The sequence below is a fragment of the Frateuria sp. YIM B11624 genome (assembly GCF_049727805.1).
In the GTDB taxonomy this organism is placed as follows: domain Bacteria; phylum Pseudomonadota; class Gammaproteobacteria; order Xanthomonadales; family Rhodanobacteraceae; genus Frateuria_A.
Genome location: NZ_JBCNYA010000031.1, coordinates 1 through 25,902, shown reverse-complemented (window position 1 = coordinate 25,902; position 25,902 = coordinate 1). Strand labels below are relative to the sequence as shown.

At 70.0% G+C, this 25,902-nt stretch carries 26 protein-coding genes; 15 read left to right on the top strand and 11 right to left on the bottom strand.

Features of this window, described 5'->3' with window-relative positions:
• Positions 1 to 23: 23 nt before the first annotated feature.
• Positions 24 to 1,343 (top strand): DEAD/DEAH box helicase, encoded by a 1,320-nt coding sequence (locus tag AAIL17_RS14760; protein WP_424683617.1) that lies wholly within the window; start codon positions 24 to 26, stop codon positions 1,341 to 1,343.
• Positions 1,344 to 1,512: 169 nt separating this feature from the next.
• Here AAIL17_RS14760 and fghA read toward each other — a convergent pair whose 3' ends face one another.
• Complete coding sequence (gene fghA / locus AAIL17_RS14755) at positions 1,513 to 2,358, bottom strand: S-formylglutathione hydrolase (RefSeq protein ID WP_424683616.1); 846 nt, start codon at positions 2,356 to 2,358, stop codon at positions 1,513 to 1,515.
• 152 nt (positions 2,359 to 2,510) lie between these two features.
• Here fghA and AAIL17_RS14750 point away from each other — a divergent pair, with 152 nt between their 5' ends.
• Positions 2,511 to 4,346, top strand: a complete 1,836-nt coding sequence (locus AAIL17_RS14750; protein WP_424683615.1) for a DEAD/DEAH box helicase — start codon at positions 2,511 to 2,513, stop codon at positions 4,344 to 4,346.
• Positions 4,347 to 4,484: 138 nt separating this feature from the next.
• Here AAIL17_RS14750 and cysC read toward each other — a convergent pair whose 3' ends face one another.
• Together cysC and cysD are read right to left on the bottom strand one after the other, a co-directional pair.
• The gene (cysC, locus tag AAIL17_RS14745) at positions 4,485 to 6,314 is read right to left on the bottom strand and encodes an adenylyl-sulfate kinase (protein WP_424683614.1); all 1,830 of its coding nucleotides are present in this window, start codon (positions 6,312 to 6,314) and stop codon (positions 4,485 to 4,487) included.
• Positions 6,314 to 7,216, bottom strand: coding sequence for a sulfate adenylyltransferase subunit CysD (gene cysD / locus AAIL17_RS14740; protein ID WP_424683613.1), 903 nt, complete (start codon positions 7,214 to 7,216; stop codon positions 6,314 to 6,316). The genes cysC and cysD overlap by 1 nt, the downstream gene beginning before the upstream one ends.
• Positions 7,217 to 7,361: 145 nt before the next feature.
• Between cysD and AAIL17_RS14735 the strand changes: the two genes are divergently transcribed.
• Both AAIL17_RS14735 and AAIL17_RS14730 read left to right on the top strand, forming a co-directional pair.
• On the top strand, positions 7,362 to 8,978 hold the full coding sequence (locus tag AAIL17_RS14735; RefSeq protein WP_424683612.1) for a sulfotransferase: 1,617 nt from the start codon (positions 7,362 to 7,364) through the stop codon (positions 8,976 to 8,978).
• A gap of 69 nt (positions 8,979 to 9,047) precedes the next feature.
• The gene (locus AAIL17_RS14730; protein ID WP_424683611.1) at positions 9,048 to 9,830 is read left to right on the top strand and encodes a dioxygenase; all 783 of its coding nucleotides are present in this window, start codon (positions 9,048 to 9,050) and stop codon (positions 9,828 to 9,830) included.
• A 16-nt stretch (positions 9,831 to 9,846) separates the two neighbouring features.
• On the opposite strand, the gene AAIL17_RS14725 is transcribed toward AAIL17_RS14730, so the two are convergent.
• Together AAIL17_RS14725 and AAIL17_RS14720 are read right to left on the bottom strand one after the other, a co-directional pair.
• Positions 9,847 to 10,185 (bottom strand): cupredoxin domain-containing protein, encoded by a 339-nt coding sequence (locus tag AAIL17_RS14725; RefSeq protein WP_424683610.1) that lies wholly within the window; start codon positions 10,183 to 10,185, stop codon positions 9,847 to 9,849.
• Positions 10,182 to 11,120 (bottom strand): metallophosphoesterase family protein, encoded by a 939-nt coding sequence (locus tag AAIL17_RS14720; protein WP_424683609.1) that lies wholly within the window; start codon positions 11,118 to 11,120, stop codon positions 10,182 to 10,184. Before AAIL17_RS14720 ends, AAIL17_RS14725 begins: the two co-directional genes overlap by 4 nt.
• A gap of 154 nt (positions 11,121 to 11,274) precedes the next feature.
• On the opposite strand from AAIL17_RS14720, the gene AAIL17_RS14715 reads away from it, so the two are divergent.
• Both AAIL17_RS14715 and AAIL17_RS14710 read left to right on the top strand, forming a co-directional pair.
• Positions 11,275 to 11,844, top strand: coding sequence for a sigma-70 family RNA polymerase sigma factor (locus AAIL17_RS14715; protein WP_424683608.1), 570 nt, complete (start codon positions 11,275 to 11,277; stop codon positions 11,842 to 11,844).
• Complete coding sequence (locus AAIL17_RS14710) at positions 11,831 to 12,595, top strand: anti-sigma factor family protein (protein ID WP_424683607.1); 765 nt, start codon at positions 11,831 to 11,833, stop codon at positions 12,593 to 12,595. The genes AAIL17_RS14715 and AAIL17_RS14710 overlap by 14 nt, the downstream gene beginning before the upstream one ends.
• A gap of 6 nt (positions 12,596 to 12,601) precedes the next feature.
• Here the strand turns inward: AAIL17_RS14710 and AAIL17_RS14705 are convergent, their stop codons facing one another.
• The gene (locus tag AAIL17_RS14705) at positions 12,602 to 12,988 is read right to left on the bottom strand and encodes a YkgJ family cysteine cluster protein (RefSeq protein ID WP_424683606.1); all 387 of its coding nucleotides are present in this window, start codon (positions 12,986 to 12,988) and stop codon (positions 12,602 to 12,604) included.
• Between the two features lie 236 nt (positions 12,989 to 13,224).
• Entirely contained in the window at positions 13,225 to 14,088 is an 864-nt protein-coding gene (gene ypfJ, locus AAIL17_RS14700; protein WP_424683605.1) for a KPN_02809 family neutral zinc metallopeptidase, read from the bottom strand.
• 112 nt (positions 14,089 to 14,200) lie between these two features.
• Here ypfJ and AAIL17_RS14695 point away from each other — a divergent pair, with 112 nt between their 5' ends.
• The 5 genes from AAIL17_RS14695 to AAIL17_RS14675 all read left to right on the top strand — a co-directional run bounded on the left by AAIL17_RS14695 (position 14,201) and on the right by AAIL17_RS14675 (position 18,314).
• Complete coding sequence (locus tag AAIL17_RS14695) at positions 14,201 to 14,596, top strand: MAPEG family protein (protein WP_424683604.1); 396 nt, start codon at positions 14,201 to 14,203, stop codon at positions 14,594 to 14,596.
• 93 nt (positions 14,597 to 14,689) lie between these two features.
• Positions 14,690 to 15,487 (top strand): lysostaphin resistance A-like protein, encoded by a 798-nt coding sequence (locus tag AAIL17_RS14690; RefSeq protein WP_424683603.1) that lies wholly within the window; start codon positions 14,690 to 14,692, stop codon positions 15,485 to 15,487.
• Between the two features lie 102 nt (positions 15,488 to 15,589).
• Positions 15,590 to 16,198: a hypothetical protein gene (locus AAIL17_RS14685; protein ID WP_424683602.1), complete on the top strand. Its 609-nt coding sequence runs from the start codon at positions 15,590 to 15,592 to the stop codon at positions 16,196 to 16,198.
• A 21-nt stretch (positions 16,199 to 16,219) separates the two neighbouring features.
• The gene (locus AAIL17_RS14680; RefSeq protein WP_424683601.1) at positions 16,220 to 17,704 is read left to right on the top strand and encodes a phospholipase effector Tle1 domain-containing protein; all 1,485 of its coding nucleotides are present in this window, start codon (positions 16,220 to 16,222) and stop codon (positions 17,702 to 17,704) included.
• A 22-nt stretch (positions 17,705 to 17,726) separates the two neighbouring features.
• A complete protein-coding gene (locus AAIL17_RS14675) occupies positions 17,727 to 18,314 on the top strand; it encodes a hypothetical protein (RefSeq protein ID WP_424683600.1) in 588 nt (195 codons plus the stop codon).
• Positions 18,315 to 18,336: 22 nt separating this feature from the next.
• On the opposite strand, the gene AAIL17_RS14670 is transcribed toward AAIL17_RS14675, so the two are convergent.
• Positions 18,337 to 18,909, bottom strand: coding sequence for a Maf family protein (locus AAIL17_RS14670; RefSeq protein WP_424683599.1), 573 nt, complete (start codon positions 18,907 to 18,909; stop codon positions 18,337 to 18,339).
• Between the two features lie 185 nt (positions 18,910 to 19,094).
• Between AAIL17_RS14670 and AAIL17_RS14665 the strand changes: the two genes are divergently transcribed.
• A complete protein-coding gene (locus AAIL17_RS14665; RefSeq protein ID WP_424683598.1) occupies positions 19,095 to 20,597 on the top strand; it encodes a diguanylate cyclase in 1,503 nt (500 codons plus the stop codon).
• Here the strand turns inward: AAIL17_RS14665 and AAIL17_RS14660 are convergent.
• Positions 20,587 to 21,030 (bottom strand): N-acetyltransferase family protein, encoded by a 444-nt coding sequence (locus AAIL17_RS14660; protein WP_424683597.1) that lies wholly within the window; start codon positions 21,028 to 21,030, stop codon positions 20,587 to 20,589. The two genes, AAIL17_RS14665 and AAIL17_RS14660, sit on opposite strands and share 11 nt — an antisense overlap.
• Before the next feature lie 163 nt (positions 21,031 to 21,193).
• Between AAIL17_RS14660 and AAIL17_RS14655 the strand changes: the two genes are divergently transcribed.
• Positions 21,194 to 21,727, top strand: coding sequence for a DUF4142 domain-containing protein (locus AAIL17_RS14655; protein ID WP_424683596.1), 534 nt, complete (start codon positions 21,194 to 21,196; stop codon positions 21,725 to 21,727).
• A gap of 75 nt (positions 21,728 to 21,802) precedes the next feature.
• Here the strand turns inward: AAIL17_RS14655 and AAIL17_RS14650 are convergent, their stop codons facing one another.
• Together AAIL17_RS14650 and AAIL17_RS14645 are read right to left on the bottom strand one after the other, a co-directional pair.
• Positions 21,803 to 23,389 carry a GMC family oxidoreductase gene (locus AAIL17_RS14650; RefSeq protein WP_424683595.1) on the bottom strand — a complete coding sequence of 529 codons (1,587 nt, stop codon included), beginning with the start codon at positions 23,387 to 23,389 and terminating at the stop codon, positions 21,803 to 21,805.
• Between the two features lie 2 nt (positions 23,390 to 23,391).
• Positions 23,392 to 25,095: an AsmA family protein gene (locus AAIL17_RS14645; RefSeq protein WP_424683594.1), complete on the bottom strand. Its 1,704-nt coding sequence runs from the start codon at positions 25,093 to 25,095 to the stop codon at positions 23,392 to 23,394.
• Positions 25,096 to 25,235: 140 nt separating this feature from the next.
• On the opposite strand from AAIL17_RS14645, the gene AAIL17_RS14640 reads away from it, so the two are divergent.
• Complete coding sequence (locus AAIL17_RS14640; protein ID WP_424683593.1) at positions 25,236 to 25,394, top strand: hypothetical protein; 159 nt, start codon at positions 25,236 to 25,238, stop codon at positions 25,392 to 25,394.
• Positions 25,395 to 25,468: 74 nt separating this feature from the next.
• Positions 25,469 to 25,777 (top strand): hypothetical protein, encoded by a 309-nt coding sequence (locus AAIL17_RS14635; RefSeq protein ID WP_424683592.1) that lies wholly within the window; start codon positions 25,469 to 25,471, stop codon positions 25,775 to 25,777.
• The last annotated feature ends 125 nt before the right edge of the window (positions 25,778 to 25,902 follow it).

The window sequence follows — 25,902 nt, the reverse complement described above, 5'->3', positions numbered from 1 at the left end:
CCGGGTTGCACAGGAGTGTTTTCATGTCTTTCGAATCGCTGGGCCTTGCGCCCGCGTTGCTGCGCGCGCTTGCCGAACAGGGCTACACGCAGCCCACCCCGATCCAGGCCGGCGCCATCCCGCTGGTGCTGGAAGGCTACGACCTGCTGGCCGCCGCACAGACCGGCACCGGCAAGACCGCCGCCTTCGCGCTGCCCCTGCTGCAGCACCTGTCCGGCGCCGGCGTCACGCAGACCCGCCGCCCGCGCGCGCTGGTGTTGACCCCGACCCGTGAACTCGCCGCCCAGGTGCACGACAATCTGCGCGGCTATGGCAAGCACCTGCGTGTCTCCAGCACCACCATCTTCGGCGGTGTCGGTATGGGCCCGCAGATGCAGGCGCTGCGCCGCGGCGTGGACGTGGTGATCGCCACGCCCGGCCGCCTGATCGACCACATGCAGCAGCGTTCGGTCGACCTCTCCGGCGTCGAGGTGCTGGTGCTCGACGAAGCCGACCGCATGCTCGACATGGGCTTCCTGCCGGCGATCAAGCGCATCCTCCAGGCCGTGCCGAAGCAGCGCCAGACGCTGTTGTTCTCGGCCACCTTCGCCGAGCCGATCAAGGCGCTGGCGATGCAGTTCATGCGTTCGCCGCGCGAGGTGTCGGTGACCCCGCCCAACACGGTGGCGCCGACCGTCAGCCACCACGTGCATCCAGTCGATGCCGCGCGCAAGCGTGATCTGCTGCTGCACGTGCTCTCGCAGGACAGCCGCCGCCAGAGCCTGGTGTTCAGCCGCACCAAGCACGGCGCCGACAAGCTGGTGAAGTTCCTGGAAACTTCCGGCCTGCGCGCCGCGGCGATCCACGGCAACAAGAGCCAGAACGCACGCACCAAGGCGCTGGGCGACTTTAAGAGCGGCCGCATCACCGTGCTGGTCGCCACCGACATCGCCGCCCGCGGCATCGACATCGACCAGTTGCCGATGGTGATCAACCACGACCTGCCGATGGTCGCCGAGGACTACGTGCACCGCATCGGCCGCACCGGCCGCGCCGGTTCCGAAGGCATGGCGGTGTCGCTGGTCAGCCATGACGAGTCGGGCCTGCTGCGCGACATCCGCAAGCTGCTCAAGCAGGAGATCGCGATCAGCGACGTGCCCGGCTTCGAGCCGTCCGCGCCGCTGCGCCTGGATGCCGGCGCACCGCGTCCGGTGCAGGGCCAGCGCCAGCCGCGCCCGGCACGCAATGGGCACGCGGGCCATGGCGGCAACCACGCGCAGAACCGCAACCAGGCCAACGCCGGCCGCAACAACCGGCGCAGGAACCGCCCTGCCGGTGGCGCCAGGCCGGAGACGCGTGGCTGATCGCTGGCGTCAATAGCGCGCTCCGGACGCCCCCATCCGCCCTTCGGGCATCTTCCCCCGTAAACGGGGAAAGGTTCGATGGGCTGCCCTACGCGATGGGCTGGCGACCGAGCTTCCCCCGTTTACGGCGGAAGGTGCCGACAGGCGGATGGGGCGAGCTCGCGCGCGACTACAAACCCAGCGCCTTCGCGTGATGCCTCAGGTGGTCGTCGATGAAGGTGTTGATGAACCAGTAGCTATGGTCGTATCCGGGCTGGCGGCGTAGCACGAGCGGCTGCCCGGCCTCGGCGCACGCTTGCTCGAAAAGCTCCGGCCGCAGCTGGTCGGTGAGGAAGCGGTCGGCTTCGCCCTGGTCGATCAGGATCGTGCCGGGGAAGCTCTGCCGCTCCACCAGCGCGCAAGCGTCATAGTCGGCCCAGGCGTCCCGGTTCTCGCCCAGGTAGCGAGTGAACGCCTTCTCGCCCCATGGCACCCGCGAGGGCGCCACGATGGGCGCGAAGGCGGACACCGAGCGGTAGCGCTGCGGATAGGCAAGCGCCAGGGTCAGCGCGCCATGGCCGCCCATCGAGTGGCCGCACACGCCCGCGCGTTCCACGTCCACCGGGAAATGCGCGGCCAGCAGCGCGGGCAGCTCCTGGCCCACGTAGCTGCGCATGCGAAAGCGCGACGACCATGGCGCCTGTGTGGCATCGAGGTAGAAGCCCGCCCCCTCGCCGAACTCCCAGTCGCCGGTAGCGCCTTCCAGGCCGGTATCGCGCGGACTGGTGTCCGGCATGACCAGCGCGAGACCGAGCTCCGCCGCCAACCGCTGCGCACCGGCCTTGATCGAGGCGGTCTCCTCGGTGCAGGTCAGGCCGGCGAGGAACCAGAGCAGCGGGCACGGCTGCCGCGCAGCCTGCGGCGGCAGGTAGAGCGCGAAGCGCATCGGCCCGCCGCAGGCGCGCGAGTCGTGCTGGTAGAAGCCCTGTACACCGCCATGGCAACGCTGTTCGGAGATTGTCTCGATGGTCGCCATCCGCTGCTCCTTTCCACAAACGCACGATCATAACCACGGCCTGCCCACGCACCGTGTACTTCCCACCGACGGCCTACCGGCCAGCCTGTTAGAATGTTCGCCGCACCGCGCGGCGCATGCCTTCGCTCGCCGCCGCCAATTCTGAGGTTCCCATGTCATCCCCTGTCCCAGGTCCCACGCCGGCCGACCACGACCCGGCGCCGACCGGTTTTGCCGCGCTCGCGCTGCGCCCCGAAGTCCAGCAGGCGCTGGCCGACGTCGGCTACGAATCGCCCTCGCCGATCCAGGCCGCGACCATTCCGCCGTTGCTGGAAGGCCGCGACGTGCTCGGCCAGGCGCAGACCGGCACTGGCAAGACCGCCGCGTTCGCGTTGCCGATCCTCTCGCGCATCGAGGCCAGGCCCGGCAAGCCGCAGGCGCTGGTACTGGCGCCCACGCGCGAACTGGCCATCCAGGTGGCCGAGGCGTTCCAGCGCTACGCCGCGCATATCCCCGGGTTCCAGGTGCTGCCGATCTACGGCGGGCAGAGCTACGGCCCGCAGCTGCATGCGCTGCGCCGCGGCGTGCACGTCGTGGTCGGCACGCCCGGCCGCGTGATCGATCACATGGACAAGAACACGCTGGACCTGTCCGAGCTCAAGTACCTTGTGCTCGACGAGGCCGACGAGATGCTGCGCATGGGCTTCATCGACGACGTCGAGAAGGTGCTCCAGGCCACGCCGCCGGAGCGCCAGGTCGCGCTGTTTTCGGCGACCATGCCGGCGCCGATCCGCAAGATCGCGCAGGCGCACCTGAAGGAACCGGTCGAGGTCACCATCAAGGCCGCCACCACCACCGCGGCGAACATCCGCCAGCGCTACTGGTTCGTCAGCGGCATGCACAAGCTCGATGCGCTGACCCGCATCCTGGAAGCCGAGCCGTTCGACGCGATGATCATCTTCGCGCGCACCAAACAGGCCACCGAGGAGCTCGCCGAGAAGCTCACCGCGCGCGGCCTGGCCGCCGCCGCGATCAACGGCGACATCGCCCAGCCGCAGCGCGAGCGGGTGATCCAGCAGCTCAAGGACGGCAAGCTCGACATCCTGGTCGCCACCGACGTCGCCGCGCGCGGCCTGGACGTCGAGCGCATCAGCCACGTGTTCAACTACGACATCCCCTACGACACCGAGAGCTACGTGCATCGCATCGGCCGCACCGGCCGCGCGGGACGCAGCGGCGAGGCGATTCTTTTCGTCACGCCAAGGGAAAAGGGCATGCTGCGCGCGATCGAGCGGGCCACGCGCCAGCCGATCGAGGAAATGAAGCTGCCCACCGTCGAGGCGGTGAACGACGTGCGCATCGCACGCTTCAAGCAGCGCATCACCGATACGCTGGCGCAGGGCGAGTTGGCGCAGTTCCAGCAATTGATCGAGCAGTACGAGCAGGAGCACAACGTGCCGGCGATCGAGATCGCCGCGGCGCTGGCGCGGCTGGCCCAGGGGGACCGCCCGCTGCTGCTGGCGCCGCCGCCGAAGCGCGAGTACGAGCGGCGCGAACGCGAGCCGCGCGAGCATGCACCGCGCGAGTCGCGCGAGCGCGACACCGAGCGGCACGAACGCAAGCCGCGCGAACCACGCAGTTTCGAATCGCGCCCACCGCGTCCGCACAACACACCGGAGCCCGGCAAGCGCACCTACCGCATCGAAGTCGGCCACGAGCACGGCGTCAAGCCGGGCAACATCGTCGGCGCGATCGCCAACGAGGCCGGACTGGAAAGCCAGTTCATCGGCCGCGTCAGCATCCGCGGCGACTACAGCCTGATCGACCTGCCCGACGGCATGCCCAAGGAGGTGTTCGAGCACCTCAAGAAGGTCTGGGTCAGCCAGCAGCAGTTGCGCATCAGCGAGTGGGACGGCACGGAGGAGCCGGCCGGCGCCGCGCCACCGCGCCGGCCGCGGCCGGGTGGTTTCAAGCCCCGGGCCGGTGGCAAGCCGCCGCGGCGGAAATAAATCGCGGAATGCCAGCCCGTCGCGATGGGCTGGCGAACTCTTCACCGCGCGGGCTTGCGCGCAGGGCGGGCGGTTTGACGGACCGCTCGCACCAAGCCTCGCGTGCTACGAGCGGAGCCGAAGCGGCTCCGCAATTCCCTATCCCAGCCGCTCCTGCAGATAGGACAGGACCCGTTCGGCCAATAGCTCGGCGCGCGCTCCTCCCGCGTGCAGGTGAAGCTCGGGCGCAACCGGCCGCTCGTAGGGCGAATCGATGCCGGTGAAGTTGCCGATCAGCCCGGCGCGCGCCTTGGCGTAGAGCCCCTTCGGATCGCGCTGCTCGCATTCGGCCAGCGGCGTATCGACGAACACTTCGACGAACTCGCCCTCGGCGAAACGCCCGCGCGCGAACTCGCGCTCGCCGGCGAACGGCGAGATCACGCAGACCAGCACCACCAGCCCGGCGTCGACCATCAGGTGCGCCACTTCCGCCACGCGGCGCACGTTCTCCACGCGCGACTCGGCGGTGAATCCCAGGTCCACGTTGAGCCCGTGGCGCAGGTTGTCGCCGTCGAGCAGGTAGGTATGGAAACCCTGCGCGGCCAGCTTGCGCTCGACCAGGTTGGCGATGGTCGACTTGCCGGCGCCGGAAAGTCCGGTGAACCACAGGCACAGCGGGTGCTGGCCCTTGGCCAGCGCGCGCGTGGACTTGTCCACGTCGGTGTGCTGCCAGTGGATGTTGTTCGCCCGCTGCAGCGCGAAATCAAGCATGCCGCAGGCGACCGTGGCGTTGCTCTGGCGGTCGACCAGGATGAAGCCGCCCAGTTCGCGGTTGTCGGCATAGCGTTCGAACGCGAGCGGCCGGTCCAGGTCGATGTTGCAGTAGCCGACCTCGTTGAGCTCCAGCCGCCGCGCGGCCAGCGGCGCCTGTGTGTTGACGTCGATCTTGTGCTTGATCGCGGTGACGCGTGCATTGACCACGGCGGTGCCCAGGCGCAGCAGGTAGCTGCGGTTGGGCAGCAGCGGCGCGTCGCCGAACCAGACCAGGTGGCAGCCGAACTGGTCGGCCACCGGCGCCGGCTGCGCGGCGGCAGCGATCACGTCGCCGCGACTGATGTCCAGTTCGCGGTCCAGGCACAGCGTGACGGCCTGCCCGGTGACCGCCTCGGCGAGGTCCGCCGACGGCCCGACGATGCGCTCGACCCGCGCACGCTGCCCGCCCGGCTGCACCAGCACCTCCTCGCCCACCGCCACGCGGCCGCCGCTCACCGTACCGGCGTAGCCGCGGAAATGCTGGTCGGGACGGTTCACCCACTGCACCGACAGGCGGAAATGCTCCGGCGGCGCCGCTTCGGCATCGAGCGTTTCCAGCAGCTCGACCAGGCTGGGGCCCTGATACCAGGGCATGCGGGTGGAACGCAGGCCCACGTTGTCGCCATCCGGCGCGACCACCGGCAGCGCGCTGACCGATTCGATGCCCATCGCCGCGGCCATGGCGCGGTACGGCTCGACGATGGACGCATAGACGTCCGCGTCCAGCCCGACCAGGTCCATCTTGTTCACCGCCAGGATGATCCGGCGGATGCCCAGCAGCGCGCAGATGTAGGTGTGCCGGCGCGTCTGCGGCAGCAAGCCCTTGCGGGCGTCGACCAGCACCACCGCCAGGTCCACCTGTGAGGCGCCGGTGGCCATGTTGCGGGTGTACTGCTCGTGGCCGGGGCAATCGCCGACGATGAAGCTGCGCCGCGCGGTGTGGAAATAGCGCCAGGCCACGTCGATGGTGATGCCCTGCTCGCGCTCGGCGTCCAGTCCGTCGGTGACCAGCGCGAAGTCGAGCGCCTCGCCGCCGCGCCTGCGGCTGTCGCGGCGCAGCGCGTCGAGCTGGTCGTCGGCGAGCATGCCGGCGTCGTAGAGCAGGCGGCCGAGCAGCGTGCTCTTGCCGTCGTCCACGCTGCCGCAGGTGATGAAGCGAAGCAGACCGGTGGCCATCAGAAGTAGCCCTCCTGCTTCTTTTTCTCCATCGAGCTTGCGCCGTCGTGGTCGATGATGCGGCCCTGACGCTCGGAGCTGCGCGAGGCGCGCATCTCCTCGATGATCGCGTCCAGCGAGTCGGCCTCCGACTCGATCGCGCCAGTCAGCGGGTAGCAGCCGAGCGTGCGGAAGCGCACGCGGCGCTGTTCGATGCGCTCGCCCTCGCGCAGCACGAAGCGCTCGTCGTCGACCATGATCAGCGCGCCGTCGCGCTCGACCACCGGCCGCTCCTTCGCGAAGTACAGCGGCACCACTTCGATCCGCTCGCGACGGATGTATTCCCACACGTCCAGTTCCGTCCAGTTGGACAGCGGAAACACGCGCACGCTCTCGCCGGTGCGGATCTGCGTGTTCCAGGTACGCCACAGCTCCGGCCGCTGCTGCTTGGGATCCCAGCGATGCTGCGCGCTGCGGAAGGAGAAGACGCGCTCCTTGGCGCGCGACTTCTCCTCGTCGCGGCGGGCGCCGCCGATGGCCGCGTCGAACTGGTAATGATCCAGCGCCTGCTTCAGCGCCTGAGTCTTCATCACGTCGGTATGCACCGCCGCGCCGTGGGTCAGCGGCGAGATGCCCTGGCGCACGCCCTCCTGGTTGACGTGCACCAGCATGCGCACGTCGCCGGCGGCCGCCACGCGGTCGCGGAAGGCGATCATCTCGCGGAACTTCCAGGTGGTGTCCACGTGCAGCAGGGGCAGCGGCGGCGGCGCCGGGCGGCAGGCCTTGCGCAGCAGGTGCAGCAGCACGGTGGAGTCCTTGCCGATGGAATACAGCATCACCGGGCGGCGGAAACAGGCAAACACTTCACGCAGGATCTGGATGCTTTCCGCTTCCAGATCGTCGAGGTGGGACAGGCGTTGCATCGGGACGGGCTTGGATTCCAGGCCCGCGCGGCGCGGGCGAAGCACACACGCTAGCAGACTTGCTCCAGCCTGCGTGACCTGCTCCCGGCGCGGCGGCCCGCGCAGAAGCCTTACCATCCTTGGTTTCCACCCGGCGAGATCGCCCATGCCCGTGTCCTGGCCCCGCCCCGAGCACCCGACCGACCTGGCCACGCGCACCGCCGGCCTGGCACCGACACAGATCCAAGTACTCGAGGCCGCGGCCAGGTCGATCCGCGACGGCGCGCTGGCGCCCGCGGAGCAAGCGCTCGGCGCCATGCTGGCGCAGGCGCCGGAGCACCCCGAGGTCCTGCGCATGCTCGGCATCCTGCACACCCGCGGCCGGCAATACGACGCCGCGCGCGAGGCGCTGGCCCAGGCCCTGCAGCACTGGCCGGACGATCCGCTGGCGCTCACCGACCTGGGCAACGCCGAGCAGGCGGCCGGCGACGTGGAGACCGCGCTGGCGTACTGGCGGCGCGCCTGCGCGCTGGCGCCGGACTATCCCATGGGCTGGTTCAACCTCGGCCGCAACCTGCAGGTGCTCGGCTTCACCGAATCGGCGGTGGAGGCGCTCGAACGCGCCTGCACGCTGGAACCGGCGTTGCTGCCCGCGCAGGTGCTGCTCGGCGACTCACTGGTGCACCTGGGCCGCTTCGACGAGGCCGACCGCCGCTATCGCGCCGCGCTTGCGCTGCACCCGGCCTGCGGCGACGCCTGGCGCGGGCTGGCCAACATGAAGACGCGGCCGCTTTCCGAGGCCGATCGCGCACAGCTCTCCACCCAGCTGAAACGTACCGACGTGGCCGAACCCGACCGCATCGCCATGGGCTTCGCGCTGGGCAAGGCCAGCGAGGACCAGGGCCGCTACGAGGAGGCCTTCGCCGCACTGAGCGACGCCAACGCACGCCAGCGCCGGCTGGCGCCCTGGCACGCCGGCGGCTTCCACGGCTTCGTCGAATCCGTCGTCGCTGCCGGGGCCAAGCTGCCGCCTCCTCCGGATCCCGCGCTGGGCGAGGAGGCGATCTTCATCGTCGGCCTGCCGCGCTCCGGTTCCACCCTGTTCGAGCAGATCCTCGCCGCGCATCCGCAGGTCGAGGGCGCCAGCGAACTGCCGGACCTGGGCGAGGTGCTGGTGGAGGAGTCGGCCCGCCGCGGCCAGCCGTTCCCGCAGTGGGTTCCCAGCACCGGCGCGCAGGACTGGCAGCGCCTGGGCCGGCGCTACCTCGAGCGCACCGCGCGCTGGCGCCGGCAGCGCCCGCGCTTCACCGACAAGCTGCCGGAGAACTGGCTCTATGCCGGCGTGCTGGGCGCCATGCTGCCGGGCGCACGCATCGTCGACGTGCGCCGCGACGCGCTGGAGGCGGGCTGGTCGTGCTTCAAGCAGCAGTTCTACCGGTTGCCGCATTTCGCCTGCACGCTGACCGACATCGCCGCCTACGTGCGCGACTACGAAGCGGCGATGGACCGGTGGCAGACGGCCGCGCCCGCACGCATCCGCAGGCAACCCTACGAGGCGCTGCTGGCCGATCCCGAGGCCGAGATCCGCGCCCTGCTCGCCTTCTGCGGCCTGCCGTTCGACCCTGCCTGCCTGGACTTCCACCGCGCCGAGCGCGCGATCCGCACGCCCAGCGCGGCGCAGGTGCGCCAGCCGCTCAGCCGCGATACGGCGCGCGCCGAGCGCTACGGCCGCCTGCTCGATCCGCTGCGGCTGGGGCTGGGACGGGCGCTGGCGCCACGGTAAGGGATGGCTTTCCGCCAGGGCACCCACACATAGGGAAGGTGTGCGCCCACCCAGCGCCGGATGACCGTCATGCCTACCCTGCCCACCCTCTACATCTCCCACGGCTCCCCGATGACGGCGCTGCAGCCGGGCCCCGTGCGCGAGCGCCTGGCCGAGCTGGCCGCCGGACTGCCGCGACCGCGGGCCATCGTCATCGCCACCGCTCACTGGCTCACCCCGCAGCCGGAAGTGGGCGCCTCCGCGCAGCCGGAAACCGTGCACGACTTCTTCGGTTTCCCCGCACCGCTGTACGAGATCCGCTATCGCGCCCCTGGCGCGCCGGCACTCGCCGAGCAAGTCCTGCGGTTGCTGGCCCAGTCCGGCCTGCAGGCCACAGCCGATCCTTCGCAAGGCCTGGACCATGGCGCCTGGGTGCCGCTGCGCCTGCTCTATCCGGATGCCGACATCCCGGTGGTGCCGCTCTCGATCCAGCCCAACCGCGACCCGGCCCATCACCTGGCGGTCGGCCGCGCATTGGCGCCGCTGCGCGACGAAGGCGTGCTGGTAATCGGCTCGGGCAGCATCACCCACAACCTGGGCGATCTGCGCATGGGCTACGGCGCCGAGCGCGAGGCGCCGTACGTGCGTCCGTTCATCGCCTGGGTGGAGGAACGCCTCGCCGCCGGCGACATCGATGCGCTGCTCGACTATCGCCGCCAGGCGCCGTTCGCCCAGCGCGCGCATCCGACCGATGAACACCTGCTGCCGCTTTTCGTGGCGCTCGGCGCCGCCGGCACGCAGCCGACGGCGCGGCGCATCGACGCCGGCATCGACCACGGCATCCTCGCCATGGACATCTACCGGTTCGGATGAACCCGGGCTCTGTCGGCTACTTGACCACCACGGTGCCGACCATCATCGGATGGATCGCGCAGTAGTAGGTGTAGGTGCCCGGCTTGCTGAAGGTCACCGCGTAGCCATCCCCGGTATCCAGCGCCGCGGAGGATTGGAACTGCCCGCCGGCGCTGGTCACCGTGTGCGGCTCCTCGTCAAGGTTGGTCCACGCCACGCGCGTGCCGGCACGCACGTTGAGCACCTTCGGCGAGAACGCGAAGTTGCGTATTTCCACCTTCGCCGCCGTGGCCGTTCCGGCGGCGTGCGCCGGCGGGAAAGCCGACGCGGACGCGGCCATCGCCAGCGCCCCGAGCCATCGCCACCGACCGCTCAAGGCAGCGCCTCCTCGGTGATCGCCAGCGCCTGGCGACCGCGCACGTGCCGCACCTCGCGCACGCCGATGTAGCTGTGCAGCCGGCCCGGCGGCACGTCCTTCAGCGGCCCCGGCCCGGGACCGACGCCCGGCGGCGGCTGCGGGTAGGCCGTGGAGCGCGCGGTGTGGAAGGTGATGGTGCCCTCGACTTTCTGCTGGATCTGGTGGATGTGCCCGTTCAGCACGCTCACCGAGCCGAACCGCCGCAGGTAACCCATCGCCTGCGCGCTGTCGTCGGTGCCCCAGCCCCATTGCGGATACAGCGGCCACAGCGGCATGTGCGCGAACACCACCACCGGCGTCTCCGCCGACAGCGGTGCCAGGTCCTTCTTCAGCCAGGCCAGCTGGTCCGGGCCGAGAAAGCCCAGCCCGCCGGCCTTGAGGTTCAGCACGTTGACCAGGCCGACGAAGTGCACGCCGTGATGGTCGAAGCTGTACCAGCCGCCCGGCTGCTGGCGCTGCCCGAAGCAGCGGAAGAACTCCGCACCGTTGTCGCCGATCACGTCGTGCTCGCCGGGCACGTAGAACACCTGGCGCGCGCGGCCCTCGCCCATCACGCCGGCCAGCGTCTCGAACTCCTCCGGGCGGGACAGGTGTGTGAGGTCGCCGGTATGGATGAGGAAGTCCGGCCGCCGCGGCTGCGCGTCGACCAGCGCCAGCGAAGCGCGCAGGCTGCCGACCACGTCCATGTTCGGCGCCTTGTGGAAGCCGATGTGCGAATCGCTGACCTGCACGAAGCCGAAGCTGGCGTCCGGGTCCGCCGCCGCGCCGCGGTCCAGCGTGCGCGCCTGCAGCACGCCTCCCTTCATCAGGAAAAGGGTGCCGCTGCCGGCCCAGGCCATGCATTTGAGGAAATGGCGACGGTCGGTCGGGACGTCGTCGGGAAGATCGTTCATGTCGGTCGCTCCAGGCGGTGCGCATGGCCGGACGGCCAGCGCAGGAGGCGCGCCTTGCCGGTGCGCTCCCTTCCTGCATTACCGCGCACCGTCGTGGCCTATTCCGGCCGTCGCGCGTCGGGAATAAAGTCGCCGCGAGCGAGGTACCTCCCTTATGCCCGCCAATCCCTTCGCCCCGCCGTCCCCGGACGCCGCCACCACGGCGCGCTTCCAGACCGTGGTGCTGCCGTGGCTGGATGCCGCCTACAACCTGGCCCGCTGGCTGGTGCGCAACGAGGCGGACGCGCAGGACGTGGTGCAGGAATCGCTGCTGCGCGCGCTGCGCTACTTCGGCAGCTTCCGCGGCGGCGACGCCCGCGTGTGGCTGCTCGCGATCGTGCGCAACACCTGCTACACGCTGCATGCCCGGCACGCGCCCGACGACCGGCACGAGAGCCTGGACGACGAGGCCCTGGCCTTGCCCGACGACTGCCCTTCGCCCGAGGCGCTCACCCTGCTCGCGGTGGACATCGGCTCGCTGCAGCAGGCGCTCGAACGCCTGCCGCCGCCGCTGCGCGAGGTGGTCGTGCTGCGCGAGCTGGAGGAGTGCTCGTACAAGGAGATCGCCACCGTCACCGGCCAGAAGATCGGCACGGTGATGTCGCGGCTGGCGCGGGCGCGCGAACGGCTGCGGGCCGAACTGTCCCATCCGACCCAGGAGGCAGGCCGCCATGACGTGCGATGAGACCCGGCTGCTGCTGCATGCCTACCTGGACGACGAACTGGACGCGGCGCAGAGCGCGGCGGTGCTCGCGCACCTTGCCGGCTGCGCGGCGTGCACCGCCCGCTACGAAGGCCACGCCCGCCTGCGCGAGGCGCTGGCGCAGCCGGACCTGTACCGGCCCGCGCCCGAGGCGTTGCGCGAACGCTGGCTCGCCGCGCAACCGTCGGCGCCGGCCACCGCACGGCCGCGCCGGGGGCCGATCGCCCTGGCGCTGGCGGCCGGCTTCGCCGGCGCGCTGCTGCTCACCAGTCCGGCCTGGATCGGCGGCCTGCGCGCACCCGGCGCGGCCGACCATGCGGTGATCGCGCAGGCGATCTCCGGTCACCTGCGCTCGCTGCAGCCGCAGCACCTGATGGACGTGGTGTCGACCGACCGGCACACGGTCAAGCCGTGGTTCGAAGGCCGGCTGGATTTCTCGCCGCAGGTGAAGGACCTGGCCGGCCAGGGCTACCCGCTCGCCGGCGGCCGCCTGGACGTGGTGGGCGGACGTACCGTGGCGGCGCTGGTGTACCGGCGGCACCTGCACGTGATCAACCTGTTCCAGTGGCCGGACGGGGGCGCCGGATCGGGCTCGCGGCAGGTCCAGGAACAGGGTTACACGGCGATCGAATGGTCCGGCGACGGCATGCGCTACGTCGCCGTCTCGGACGTCGAGGAACAGGAGCTGCAGCGGTTCGTGCGCGAGTTCCGCGCGGGCGTGCCCCTGCGCTGAGCCGGCTCAGGCGCTCTGCGGCAGCGGCGGCGCGTTGTCGCCCGACGGATCGAGCCAGTCTTCCGGCGTCAGCGGGCGCAGGCCGTGCGCGATGCGGCCCTTGTCGCACTGCGGGCTGTGCCGGCCGAATTCCCACGACGGCTCGACCTCGCGGCAGACCGAAGGCTTGATCGGGTGGATGCCGCAGTAGGCGGCCTCGCCGATGGTGCCCTTGAGCGCCACGCAACGCGGCTGCTTCGACTGCGTGCCGCGCATCACCACGCGGTGCGGATCGAGCTTTTCCGTGAGCTCGGTCGGCACCGTGCCGCCCAGGAAGGGATCGGTTTCGGACCAGTGGAAGGCGATGCGGAAGAAGGCGCAGCAAGCGCCACAGCTCAGGCAGGGATGGACCATGGGAGTACACAGGGCGCACCCCGAGGCACGCAGCGCGCGGATTCTAGAGCGCGGCGAAGTCCGGCGGAAGATGCCCGACACGGGCGCGAAAAGCCTTTGGTCGCAGGCGTTTAGGGAGGGTTGGGGCTTGGCGCGCCGGCGCCCTCTCGGCTGCGCCCCGGACGAACCGCTCTCACGCCGGCTTCCCGGCTCGGGTCATCCCGAGGGCGCGCCGCAGGTCTGGCCCGCCACGAGCCTCAGATGTCCCCTGAGAACGTATTGCAGCTGGACACCTGCCCGCTCTCGAGTCCCGCCTTGAACCACTTCACCCGCTGCGCCGAGGTGCCGTGGGTGAACGAATCGGGCACCACCGTACCCCGCGACTCGCGCTGCAGCGTGTCGTCGCCGATCCGGCTGGCGGCATTGAGCGCCTCCTCGACGTCGCCGGCCTCAAGCCAATGCAGGCGCTGCTCACTGCGGTTGGCCCACACGCCGGCGAAGCAGTCGGCCTGCAGCTCCTGCCGCACCGACAGGCCGTTGGCGCCCTCCATCGGCGCACCCTGTTCGCGCGCCTGCTGCACCTTGTCGAAGATGCCCAGTTGCTCCTGCACGTGATGGCCGACCTCGTGCGCGATCACGTAGGCTCGCGCGAAATCGCCGGCGGCACCGAAGCGATCCTGCAGCTCCTGGAAGAATGAAAGGTCGAGGTAGACCTTCTGGTCACCCGGACAGTAGAACGGCCCTACCGCGGTCGAGGCCAGGCCGCAGGCCGTGCGCACGCCGCCGCTGAACAGGTCGAGCTTCGGATCGACGTACTGGCGCCCGTTGGCGGCGAAGATGTCGCCCCAGGTCTTCTCGGTGGAACCGAGGATCGCGCTGACGAAGTCCCGCTGCTGCGGATCGACCTGCGCCGGCTGGCTGGCCGGCGCGGACTGGCCGACCGGCCCGCCCTGGTCCAGCAGCGCGGTCGGGTCCTTGAAGAACACCCAGCCCAGGATCGCCAGCACGATCAGGCCGCCGATGCCCAGCCCACGGCCGCCGCCGAAGCCGAATCCGCCGCCGCCACCGCGGCCGCTGTCGATTTCCACGTTGCGGCTGCGCTCGCCCTTTTGCCAGTCCATGCCTTCGACCTCGCATGCGCCGCAGCGCGGTCGAATCACCTTACCCGTTGCGGCGTCTCCCGTGCGTGCACGTTGCCGCTACAGTAGGCCACCGTTCAAATCCCCGTTGCCCATGAAAGAACACCTGCCCGCGCTGGTCACCCTGCTCACCGTCCTGCTGATGTTCGGCACCGCCTTTGCGGTCGGCCGCGCGCGCGGGCTCTACAAGATCAAGGCGCCGGCGACCCACGGCCATCCTGCCTTCGAGCGCGCCTTCCGGGTGCAGATGAACACGCTCGAGGCGGCGCTGCTGTTCCTGCCCACGCTGTGGGTCGCGGCCCGCTACGGCTTCGCGTTCTGCGCCGGCGTCGCCGGGCTGGCGTGGCTGGCCGGACGCACCTGGTACGCGCTCGCCTACCTGCAGGAAGCGGCCAGGCGCGGCGGCGGCTTCCTGGTCGGCATGCTCGCCTGGATGGCCACGCTGCTGATGGCGCTGGTCGGCCTCGGCCGTGCGATGTTCGCCGGCTGAGTGACTTCCGGGGATTGCGCCGGGCCCGGCCACGCGGCTAGCGTGGTCCCACGGGTCGCGCAGCAGCCCTTTACGCAGGTTCGTTTCCGGCCGATGCCCTCCCGCCCCCTTCATCCCTCGCTGCACGATGCGCGGCTGCCGCACCTGGGCAGCGCGCTCGGCATGATCGCGCTGTACTTCGCGCTGCAGTTCCTGGCCAGCGGCCTGGTGGGCGTGGGGCTGGGCTTCGCGCTCGGCGTCGCCGGCACGCCGGTCGGTGGCATGGCGTCGCGCATCCGCGCGGTGCTCGCGCAGCCGGACGTCAATGCGCTGATGGTGATCCTCACCCTGCTGCTGGCCGCCAGCGTCACCGTCGTGCTGGTGCGGCGACTGTGGCCGGCCGCCTGGTCGCACGGCGCACCGCCGGGCCTCGGGCTGACTCGTCCCGGCCATCCGCTGTTCTACCTGGCCGCGGTGCTGCTGGGATTGGCGCTGCCGATCGCCGGCGGCTGGCTGACCCGCTGGGTCGCCCACGGCCACGAGGTCACCCAGGACGTCAAGCAGGTCGGCGGCGCCGCCTCGCTGGCGCTGCGCCTGCCGCTGGCGCTGGTGGTGGTCAGCGTGGGGCCGCTGGTGGAAGAACTGCTGTTCCGCGGTGCGCTGCTCTCGGCGCTGCTGCGGCGCATGGGCGTCGGTGGAGCGATCGTCGTCAGCTCGCTGCTGTTCGCCTGCGTGCACCTGCCCGACCTCGGGTTCCTCTGGTACGCCGTGCCCAACCTCGCGCTGCTCGCCGCCGCGCTGGCCTGGCTGCGGTTGCGTTCCGGCTCGCTGTGGCCGGCGGTGGTCGCACACGGGGTGAACAACCTGCTGGCGGTGACGGTCTGGTTCGTGGCGTCGTCCGGCGCCCGCTGACAATCAGCGAAACCTGTCGCAACCTGGCGCACCGGTCCGTTGCAGGCCTACGAAGGCATGGCATAGATTCGGGCTTCCGTTCCAGATCGAGCAGGACGCCCGATGACGCGACACCTCCGCCCCGCCCTCCGCGCCTTGCTGCTCCTCCTCGCACTGACAGGATGTCTTTCCGCCATGGCCCTTCCTTCCGATACCTCGACAAAGCCGGTGGCGCCGAACCACTTCCCACTGAAGTTCAAGCGGCACGACTTCCGCGCGTACTGCTACAACACGATCGGCTGCGAGGTGATCTACGCGGACAACAACTTCACGCGGCTTCGCTCGGGCGATGTAGTCAGCCCTCCCCCACCATCCGCGGACTACCGCGACAAATGGGGATTCGCGTCTTATGGAGGAATAGCGAATTTTCCTCCGCCTGCCCACGTGCGGTGGAAGTCGCTAGATGGAGTTGCTCACGAAGCCGACGTAGATATTGGCGCGATTTTCAAGGACGAACTGGTCAGATACAGCGTGTCGAACGACGAGATCCGCGAAGGTGCCTTTCCTGGTCCGGGCCCTGCCACAGACCCAAGCATCTTTCTCGAGGTTAACGACCGCACCATCAACGTATTTACCAGGGCTTTCATTCCGACGAAAAAGGAACAGGTTCCCGGCAACAAGTACAGCGACTCCCGGGAAGACCTGATCTTGGTCTGGACACAAACGTACTGACGACAGTAACCGGAGCCAAGGATGGGCGACAAGAGCATCACTGGAGAGATTCCAAACGATGGAGTCTCCACCTATCTCGCCAGTACGGGCGACATGCAGCTATATCGGAACGCCAGTGCGCAGCTCTCGCAATTCGAGGCGCCGGTTCTGCTACATGGCGACAACTCGCACGAACGCCTTTACGTTGCAGCTTTCGATGGCACTGGCAACGACAAGTACAAGGACCCGCTGCACTCCACCAACGTAGCGGCCATCGATGAGCAGATCGAAGAACTAGAAGCCAAGGGTAACGTACGTATTGCCGAGGGCTATCTTCCCGGCCCGGGCACTCAGGACAATCGAATCACCCGTGTTCTGGACGGCGCAATCGGCTACACGCACGAAGCCCGCGTCGAGAAAATGTATGACATGTTCATCCATAAAGCGCGCGATTGGCTGCGCGAAGATCCCGATGCACAGATAAGGCTGGTGGGTATCGGTTTCAGCCGCGGCGGCGAGGAGCAGGCCAGCTTCGCCAGAATGGTGCAGGAGCGCGGCATCCAAAATCCGGCCGGCGCGGTTTATAAGCGGGACGCCCACGGAAATATTCTCCACGTTGAGTACACCAAGCCGCCATTGGTCCCGCCAGGCAAGGTGGCGCAGGCGGTGGGCCTGTTCGATCCCGTGGGCACCGGCGCGCCCGTCAACGACTACGACCGGCGGCTGCCGCCGTCGGTCATCTCGGGCTTCCAGATCTTTTCGAAGGACGAGCACCGCGGCCTGTTCAAGTCCGACCACATCATCGATCCGGGCCTGACGGCGGATGGCCGCTTCCTCGGCGTGCTGGTGCCGGGCGCGCACTCGGACGTCGGTGGCGGCTACCTGTTGAACGGTCTGAGCATCCGCAGCGGCAACTTGATGGTCGACTACCTCAATGCGTTGAGCGATCGCCCGTTCCTGGAAAAGTCGCCCGAGCCGGTCGACCCACGCCTCAACGTGGTGCATCGGTCGACCGAAGGCCTGCTGCTCTACCGCGTGTGGGAGAAGGTCGACCGGCTACAGCCGGGCGGCTACAACACGCTGGAGGCACCGAAGCACCACCACCATGGCTACCGCGTGGTGGGCGACCCCTACAACGCCGAGCCACGTGACGAGGCGCTGAGCCGACAGTTCGATTTCCAGGGCGTTTCGATCGCTCCGGTCCCCACCGACCAGCGCGAAACGGCCATGCAGTTGCCGCCCACGGAAACTGGAATCACACGGACGGCGGCATCCGGGGCTCCCGCGGCCGGTTCAGTCGACGCCATCTCGGTCGACGCCATGGTCGAACGGCTCTACCAGGCCGCCCTCAAGCGCGACGACCGCGCCATGGACGCCGTGGCAAGCGATTATCTGCAGTCGCCGCAGGGCGGTCACTGGTGGCGCGAGATCCAGCAGTACAGCCAGGCAATGCAGACACCCGAGCCTGCGTTTGCCTACCAGGGCCAGGCACCCGAGCCGGTGGCGCCGGCCGGCATGCAACGTTGATCGGCAAGGACGAGGAGCACGCATGGATGGCGGCAACATCGACGACGTGAAGCAACTGCTGGTCAAGCTGGCGGTGATTGCCGAGCAGCTCGACACACGCAGCCGCGGCGCGCTGCAGCGCATCGACGCCAGCGCCCTGGCGCTCGACCGCAGCGCGCAACGCTGGACCGAGGGCGCGGATGGCTTCGCGCGTACCGTGCTCGACGCCCTCGGCGCGCAGGCGCGCGACAGCATCGCCGGTGCGGCACGCCAGGCGCTCGATCCGCTGGACGCGCAACTGCGTGAAGGTGCCAGGACAGCCAAGTGGGCGGCGGATGCCTTGGCCGAACAACGCAAGCTGCTCACGCAGGCGCAGCGGTCACTAGTCCACAAGGGCCTGCTCGCGCTGCTGGCGGGTGCAGTGCTGGCGGCCGGCGGCAGCGGCTGGGTGGCCTGGCGCAGCATGCATCGCGCTGCGCTGGGCGACGAGCTGGTCCGTGCGGTGCGCTCAGGCTCCATCGTGCGCTGTCCGGACGGTTCGTCATTGTGCGTGCGGATCGGCAACCATCCCCGCCGTACCGGCAGCCGCGGCGAATACCTCGTGGTGCAACCCGGCGAACCCGGACGGTAAGGCGGCGAGGCGAGGCTGACGGTCAGCCCGCGACGATGCCGAAGTTACGCAGCAAGCGCGCGGTCTCGAACAGCGGCAGGCCCATTACCCCGGAGTAGCTGCCCTCCAGATGCTCCACCAGCGCCGCGCCACGCCCCTGGATCGCATACGCCCCGGCCTTGCCGAACGGCTCGCCGGTGGCGACGTAGGCGGCGATGGCCGCCTCGTCCAGCGGTGCGAAACGCACTTGCGACACGCACAGCTCGGATCGGGCATGCCGCGTATCCATCCCCCACACCGCAGAAACCACCGCATGGGTTCGCCCCGATAGTCGCCTCAGCATGGCCGCGGCCTGTGCTGCATCGGCAGGCTTGCCGAACACCTCGCCATCCAGCACCACTTCGGTGTCCGAACCCAGCACCACCGCAGCGGCGGCATCCGCCAGCAGGGCCAGTCCCGCCCGCGCCTTGTCGCGGGCAACGCGGCTGACGTAGGCCTCCGGCGATTCGCCCTCGGCGCGCTGCTCGGGCACGTCCACGTCCAAAGCCTGGTAGGCGACACCCAACTGCCGCAACAGCTCGCGGCGACGGGGCGATTGGGAAGCGAGATAGAGCATGGCGTGTGGGGAGCCGCGCAAAAGCGGCCAGCATAGCCGCTCCGCCGATCCTTTCGACCGCGACGCAGTCGTCACTGCAACGGCGACGGCGTTGTGCCTGCCGGTGCCGGCTTCCACAATCGGCCCAGCCCCGCATGCGCCGGGGCCATGCGGGGCGCCGCCCCGCGATCCGTGCCGAGGCCCTCGTGAAAGTACAGAGCTGGACGCCGAAGATCTACGCGCCGCTGCTGCTCGGCCACCTAGGCGTGCTGCTGTTCGCTGGCGAGGACTGGATCCTGGCGGGGAGCTACGCCTTCGTGCTGGCCATGCTCGCGCTCACCGTGCTGCTGTGCTGGCGCCGGCTGCGTCTGAGCATCAGCCACAACACGCCGCTGTGGGGTCTGTTGCTCGGCGCCCTGCTGTCACAAGGTGTCGCCTTCGGCCTGCTGCTGGTGGATGCCCTGCACCATCCCCAAGGCACGCTGGTGGCGTTCGATCCGACCTTCTGGTTCTGCCTGGGCAGCTTCTGGCTGATCGCCGCGGCGGCGTACAACCCGCTGACGCCGATGCGCCGCTGGACCACCGCGATCGACGGCGCGCTGGCCTGCGCCATCGTGCTGCTGTTCTATCTGATGCTGCATCGCCTGCTCACCGCCGACCATCCGCAGCAGGCGGCCGCCCGCTACGTGATGTGGCTGTTCGACGGCATGGCCCTGTTCGTGGCGCTGTTCGCGGTCCTGCGCTTCATCGCCACGCGGCGCGCGGACGAGCGGCGCTTCCATTTCGTGCTGGCCACCTTCGCCTGCATCGAACTGGTGATACCGGCGGTCCACAACCGCTTCATCCTGTCGAGCGAGTCCTGGCTGCCCGAATGGCTGCTGGGATGGCCCTTCGTCGTGCTCGGCCTGCTGCTCAGCCGCCGGCACACCGTGTGGCTGGGCGGCTACCAGCCGGCACTGCGCGTGCGCCAGGCGGCGGCCAGCATCGCCCCGCTGATGCTCAGCCTGGCGCTGTGCCTGCTCGGCTTCGCCCAGCTCGGGCGCGACCGCCCGCTGGCGATGGGCGCGCTGATCCTGGCGGTCGCCGCCTACGGCGTGCGCACCACCGTACTGCTGGGCTACCACCAGGCGGTGGAGGAACAACTGCGCGGACTGCGCCGCGACCTGCACCACAAGAGCGTGCGCGACGAGCTGACCGGGCTGCTCAACCGCGCCGGCTTCCGCCAGGTGCTGCGGCGCGCCTGGCAGGACGCCGTGCGGGCGAAGCGGGCCTTTGCGATCGCCGTGATCGACGTGGACAACTTCAAGTCCTTCAACGACACCTACGGGCACCTGGCCGGCGACGATTGCCTGTCGCTGCTCGGCCATACCTTGCGCACCGAGGCCGGCAAGCAGCCGGGCGTGGTGGCTGCGCGCTACGGCGGCGAGGAATTCGTGGTCCTGCTGAGCGGCCTGCCGGCCCGCGAAGCCGAGGCGATGATGCAGCGCCTGCGCCAGCATGTGGAGGCGCTGCAGATCCGGCACATCAACTCGGCGCATGGCGTGGTGACCATCAGCGCCGGGCTGGCGGTGATGCCGGCCGGCACCTCGCTGGCCAGCGAGAAGCTGCTGCGCGCCGCCGACGAAGTACTGTTCGAGGCCAAGCGCGACGGCCGCAACCGGATCCAGTGTGCGACCACGACCACACCTGCGCCGACCGCTACAGCGTGAGCGTGTACTCGCAGAACTCCCGGTCGCGCTGCCAGCCGAGCGATTCGTAGAGCGCCTGCGCCGGCCCGTTGTCGAGCGCGGTGGAAAGGGACAGGCTCGCCGCCCCCAATGCGCGCGCATGCGCCGCCGCCTCGCGCAGCAGCGCCGAAGCCACGCCCTGCCGCCGCGCCTGCGCCGACACGAACATGTCGTTGAGCAGATAGGTGCGCACCATCCGCACCGAGGAGAACAACGGATAGAGCTGGGTGAAGCCCAGCCCCGCGCCCTGGCCGTCCGATGCCAGCAGGATCACCGACTGGTGGTGCGCGAAGCGCGCCGCGAGGAACGCGCGCGCGCCCTCGGGATCGGACGGCTTGCCATAGAACTGCCGGTAGCCGTCGAACAGCGGCACCAGCGCGTCGAGGTCGTGGATCGTGGCCTGGCGGATCTGCATGGACGTGGCGGCTCCGGGGGAGAAAGCGCGACCGTATCGGCCCCGCCGCCGCCGCACAAGCCCGGCTGCCGGGGCCGCCGTTACCCCCGGCTTCACGGGCTATAGAGCGCGCGTTGCCGGCCCGGCGGCTAGCGTCGGCCCATCGCATCGACCGGAGCCGCCCATGAAGTCCCCCGTTCCGACCTTCATCGCCCTGCTCGGCCTTGCGCTCGCCTGGGCGGCGCCGGCGCCACCCGCCGTGGCCGCGGACACGCCGCACACCCTGGACCGGCAGGAGCAGGCCTTCGTCGCCAAGGCCACGGCCGACAACGCGATGCAGATCGAACTGGCCAAGATCGCGCAATCCCGTTCCGCCTTGGCGCCGGTGCGTGCGCTGGCCAAGCGCATCATCGACGACCACGAGGCACTGAACCGCAAGTTCACCGAGTTTTCGGTCGCGAAGAAGGCGCACGGCCAGGCCCACGGCACGCCCTCGGAAGACGTCACTCGGGACAAGCTGCAGCTTCAGCGGCTACAGGGCAAGGCGCTGGACCAGGCTTTCGCCGGCATGATGGTCGCCGAACACCAGAAGATCATTCCGCTGTACGAGCAGGCGGCCAAAGACGCGCATGATTCCGATCTGCGCGGGATCGCCCGTGACGGCCTGCCGATGCTCCACGACCACCTGCAGCAGGCGCAGGCCATTACCGCGAAATAGCCGGCTTCCCGCGACCGGCACGAGTGCACCTGTAAGCATGGCGCCCAGCCCACGGGCGGTGGGCTGAAGCCCACCCTACGGGTGGTCGGCCAGCACGAAGGTGGCGGCCCTTTCGCCGATCATCGCCGAAGGGGCTTCGGTGTTGCCGCTGATCAGCGTGGGCATGATCGAGGCGTCGGCCACGCGCAGCCCCTGCACGCCACGCACGCGCAGGCGCGGGTCGACCACGGCATGCGCATCCGCGCCCATGCGGCAGGTGCCGACCGGGTGGTAGATCGTGTCGGCATGTGCCCGGATCAACGCGCGCAGCCCTTCGTCGTCCTCCCCGCCGCTGCCGTGCAGCGGCCGTCCGCCATGGATCGCCAGCGCGGGGGCGGCGAGGATGCGGCGCACGATGCGTGCCCCCTCGAGCAGCAGGTCCATGTCCTGTGGTGCGGTGAGGAAGCCGGGATCGATCGACGGTGCATCGGCCACGTCGGCGCCACCCAGGCGCACGTGGCCGCGGCTGGCCGGACGCAGCACGCAGACGTGCAGTGCCAGGCCGGTAGCCAGGTGCATGCGGCGGTTGTGGTCGTCCACCATGCCGATGCAGAAATGCAGTTGCAGGTCAGGCCGCTCGACCTGGGGCCCGCTGCGGAGGAAGCCGCCCGCCTCGGCTGCGTTGCTGGTGAGCATGCCTTCGCCGTGCCGGCGGTACGCGCCGACACTGCCGGCGAGGCGCGCGAGCGTGGCCGGGTTGGTGCCGAACAAACCCTTGGCGCGCACGCGCAGGTTGGCGGTGTAGTCGACGTGATCCTGCAGGTGGGCGCCCACGTCCCGCGCGTCGCGCACCACCGTGATGCCCATGTCGCGCAGATGCGCCGCGGGGCCGATGCCCGAGAGCATCAGCAACTGCGGTGAACCAAACGCGCCGGCGCAGATGATCACCTCGCGCCGCGCCTGCAGGCGCCGTCCGCCCACCAGCACGCCGCTGGCGCGCCCTTCCTCGAACAGGATGCGGCTGGCCGGGACGCCGGCCAGCACGCGCAGGTTCGGCCGCAGTCTGCCGCCCAGGTACGCACTCCCGGCATCGACGCGACGGCCGTCGCGCTGGAACACCTGGTACAGGCCCACGCCCTCCTGGCGCGGGCCGTTGAAGTCGTCGTTGCGCGGATAGCCGCACTGCACCGCCGCCGCCACGAAGGCGCGGCTGAGCGGGCTGGGCGAGCGCAGGTCGCTGACCGGCAGCGGGCCACCGACGCCGTGCCAGTCGTCGGCGCCGCGTACGTTGTCCTCGATGCGGCGGAACACCGGCAGCACGTCGCGCCAGCCCCAGCCCTCGCAGCCGAGTGCGGCCCAGCCGTCGTAGTCCTGCGGCTGTCCGCGGGTGCAGATCATCGCGTTGATCAGGCTGCTGCCGCCCACGCCGCGGCCGCGTGGCACATAGCCGCGGCGGCCGCCCAACTGCGCCTGCGGCTCGGTCTGATAGGCGTAATTGTGGCGCCCGCGCCGAGGCACCAGCGCGGCGATGCCCATCGGCACGCGGCTCAGCCACGAGGGCGTGGCCGGCCCGGTCTCGACCAGGCATACGGCCGGCCGTTGCGGCGCATCGGCCAGCCGCGCCGCCACCGCGCAGCCGGCCGGGCCGGCGCCGACCACGATGAAATCGGCGCTTTCGTCCATGCTCAGTGGCCGGAAGGCTGCTTGGGCTTGAGCGCGTTCTGCAGCAGGTTGTTGAGCACGTCCTTGCTGCTTTCGGCCGGCTGGCGCTCGGCCGGTTTGGCGTCGCTGCCGCGCCCGCCCGTCTGGAGCAGGCCGACCGCCGCGCTCGGGTCTAGCTTGAAGCTGGGCGCACTGGCGGTGCCGCCGACGCGAACCCCGACGCCGTTGGTGCTCATGCCCTTGATCAGCCCGCCGAGCGCGCCGCCCGCCTTGGAGCCGCCCAGCAACCCGGCCAGACCCTTGCCCGCCTGGCCGGCGCCGGTCACGCCTTCGTCGAGCTTGACCAGCATGCGGAAATCGAGCGCGCCGTCGGCGGCCATGCGGCCCTTGCCGGTGAAGCTGCCCAATTGCGCGATCTGCGCCCTGGCCGGATCGGCGTCGATGCCCTTGGGCGAGATGGTCAGCGTCGCATCGGCATGACTGATCACCGTGTCCTTCGGCGCGCTGATGCCGGCCAGCGCGAGCGCGCCGCCGAGCTTGGCGCCCAGGCTGTAGCCGGCCAGCCGCGTGCCGTCGAGCGCGACCGGGCCGTGGATGACCAGCGCATCGAGCGGCCCGCGCACCGTGAGGTCCATGCTGGCGGTACCGCCGGCCAGTCGCGAATCCTTCGGCAGGATCACGCCGAACACCGGCAGCAGCGGCTGCAGGTCGTCGACCGGTTGCCGCTGACCCTTCACCTTCAGGTCCAGCCGCATCACCGCGGGGCGGTTGTCGAAGCTGCCGCCGATGGCCAGGCGCGCCTTGCCGGCGTGCAGTTCGGTGCCGCTGAGCGTGCCGGTGCCGGCGTCCAGCCGGTAGCCGGCCTGGTAGTCGATCTGCAGCGGCTGCGGCGACGGCGAGCCGGACGCCACCAGTTGCAGCTTGCGCGCGTCGATGCGTCCCTTCGAGGTCAGCACGCCCTTGGTCGACACGATGCGCGCGTCCAGGTCGAGCACGCCGCCGACGCCGCTGCCGCGCGCCATCAGGCCGGCGCCGACCAGGTCCAGCTCGTGCATCGCCAGGTGCGCCTCGACCGGCGTCAGCACCGCGTTGGCGGCTTGCCAGGGACCGAGTTTGCCGTCCAGCGCCAGCGTGCCGCCGCCGGCAATGTCGGCCTTGAGCGCGAACGGGAACGCCGCCTGCATGCCGATCTGGTCGGCGCTCAACTGCACGTGGTCGTACACCTTGCGGTCGCCGGCCATGCGCGTCAGCTCGATACGGCCGTCGTCGATGCGCAGCCGGTCGACGGTGAGCCCGGACGGTACACCGGTTCCACCGCCCTGCGCCGGCGTAGCCTGCCTGCCCCCGAGCCCGGCGAAGTTCCAGCGGCCCTTGCGGTCCTGCGAAAGGCGCACCACCGGCGCATCGAGCGTCAGCGAGGTGACGTGCAGTTCGCGGTCGATCAGCAGCGGCCACAGCCGCACGCCCAGTTGCAGCGAACGGGCGCTGACGAAGGGCTGGCGGCCGAACGCCGGATCGTCGCCGATGCGGATCTCGTCCGCCTTCAACGAGCCGGAGAAAGGCGCCAGGTGCAGTTGCCCGAGGCTCACCTCGCGCCCCAGCGCCTTGCCCAGCGACGCCTGGATCTGCGGGCGGAAATGGTTCACGTCCACCAGCAGCAAAGCAGCGCCGGCGAGTACGACCAGGGCCAGCACGACGACGATCAATCCGATCAGCAGGCGCTTCATGGAGGCATCTCCCCAACCAGGTCGCCCGATACTAACCAAAGCCCGCCTGCACTCCGACCATGCGGCCGTGCCGGCGTGAAGCGGGCCGCATTCCGCCACACCGTTGAAGCCGCTGCCGGCCGGCCCCATCTCCGTGACCCATGGGCTGTCTTCCGGTCCCGCTGTTCTTCCTGTTCGGCTTCGGCATCGGCTACGCCGTGGACGGCGCGCATGGAGCCGTGTGGGGCGCGGGTATCGGCCTGGGCCTGGGCCTGGCCGGCATGGGCTGGATGATCCGCCTGATGCGCAGCCGCCGCTGAACCACCGGCGCCCACGCGTTGGCCTTTCCCCTCGCCGCGTAGTCGAATGGCGGGCCGCTTCGAAGGAGTACCGGGTGATCCGAGACATCGACCGCCTCAACCGACGCCTCGACCGCTTCGAACGCCGACTGCCGCGCTGGATCGCGAAACCGCTGCGCTGGCTGCGTGCGCCGTCGTCGCGCTGGGTGCGCATCCCGGTGGGCCTGCTGCTGATCGTGGGCGGCCTGTTCAGCTTCCTGCCGTTGTTCGGCCTGTGGATGCTGCCGCTGGGCCTGCTGCTGCTCGCCCAGGACCTGCCCTTCCTGCGCCGTCCCACGCGCTGGGCGCTGATCCGGCTGGAGCGCCAGTGGCTGCGCTGGCGGCGCAGGCGGCGCCGGGCGTGAATGCGTAGGGTGGGCTTCAGCCCACCGTCGGCTTGCGGCGTGCGGTGGGCTGAAGCCCACCCTACGGTCTCGCGGCAGATGTGTCGGCTTCAGTCGCCATTGGCGGGCGCTACGGCAGCATGAGA

Bases quoted from the DNA above. Each gene is read 5' to 3' on its own strand.
- AAIL17_RS14760 (WP_424683617.1), top strand. From the start codon at position 24: ATGTCTTTCGAATCGCTGGGCCTTGCGCCCGCGTTGCTGCGCGCGCTT.
- fghA (WP_424683616.1), bottom strand. From the start codon at position 2,358: ATGGCGACCATCGAGACAATCTCCGAACAGCGTTGCCATGGCGGTGTA.
- AAIL17_RS14750 (WP_424683615.1), top strand. From the start codon at position 2,511: ATGTCATCCCCTGTCCCAGGTCCCACGCCGGCCGACCACGACCCGGCG.
- cysC (WP_424683614.1), bottom strand. From the start codon at position 6,314: ATGGCCACCGGTCTGCTTCGCTTCATCACCTGCGGCAGCGTGGACGAC.
- cysD (WP_424683613.1), bottom strand. From the start codon at position 7,216: ATGCAACGCCTGTCCCACCTCGACGATCTGGAAGCGGAAAGCATCCAG.
- AAIL17_RS14735 (WP_424683612.1), top strand. From the start codon at position 7,362: ATGCCCGTGTCCTGGCCCCGCCCCGAGCACCCGACCGACCTGGCCACG.
- AAIL17_RS14730 (WP_424683611.1), top strand. From the start codon at position 9,048: ATGCCTACCCTGCCCACCCTCTACATCTCCCACGGCTCCCCGATGACG.
- AAIL17_RS14720 (WP_424683609.1), bottom strand. From the start codon at position 11,120: ATGAACGATCTTCCCGACGACGTCCCGACCGACCGTCGCCATTTCCTC.
- AAIL17_RS14715 (WP_424683608.1), top strand. From the start codon at position 11,275: ATGCCCGCCAATCCCTTCGCCCCGCCGTCCCCGGACGCCGCCACCACG.
- AAIL17_RS14710 (WP_424683607.1), top strand. From the start codon at position 11,831: ATGACGTGCGATGAGACCCGGCTGCTGCTGCATGCCTACCTGGACGAC.
- AAIL17_RS14705 (WP_424683606.1), bottom strand. From the start codon at position 12,988: ATGGTCCATCCCTGCCTGAGCTGTGGCGCTTGCTGCGCCTTCTTCCGC.
- ypfJ (WP_424683605.1), bottom strand. From the start codon at position 14,088: ATGGACTGGCAAAAGGGCGAGCGCAGCCGCAACGTGGAAATCGACAGC.
- AAIL17_RS14695 (WP_424683604.1), top strand. From the start codon at position 14,201: ATGAAAGAACACCTGCCCGCGCTGGTCACCCTGCTCACCGTCCTGCTG.
- AAIL17_RS14690 (WP_424683603.1), top strand. From the start codon at position 14,690: ATGCCCTCCCGCCCCCTTCATCCCTCGCTGCACGATGCGCGGCTGCCG.
- AAIL17_RS14685 (WP_424683602.1), top strand. From the start codon at position 15,590: ATGACGCGACACCTCCGCCCCGCCCTCCGCGCCTTGCTGCTCCTCCTC.
- AAIL17_RS14680 (WP_424683601.1), top strand. From the start codon at position 16,220: ATGGGCGACAAGAGCATCACTGGAGAGATTCCAAACGATGGAGTCTCC.
- AAIL17_RS14675 (WP_424683600.1), top strand. From the start codon at position 17,727: ATGGATGGCGGCAACATCGACGACGTGAAGCAACTGCTGGTCAAGCTG.
- AAIL17_RS14670 (WP_424683599.1), bottom strand. From the start codon at position 18,909: ATGCTCTATCTCGCTTCCCAATCGCCCCGTCGCCGCGAGCTGTTGCGG.
- AAIL17_RS14660 (WP_424683597.1), bottom strand. From the start codon at position 21,030: ATGCAGATCCGCCAGGCCACGATCCACGACCTCGACGCGCTGGTGCCG.
- AAIL17_RS14655 (WP_424683596.1), top strand. From the start codon at position 21,194: ATGAAGTCCCCCGTTCCGACCTTCATCGCCCTGCTCGGCCTTGCGCTC.
- AAIL17_RS14650 (WP_424683595.1), bottom strand. From the start codon at position 23,389: ATGGACGAAAGCGCCGATTTCATCGTGGTCGGCGCCGGCCCGGCCGGC.
- AAIL17_RS14645 (WP_424683594.1), bottom strand. From the start codon at position 25,095: ATGAAGCGCCTGCTGATCGGATTGATCGTCGTCGTGCTGGCCCTGGTC.
- AAIL17_RS14640 (WP_424683593.1), top strand. From the start codon at position 25,236: ATGGGCTGTCTTCCGGTCCCGCTGTTCTTCCTGTTCGGCTTCGGCATC.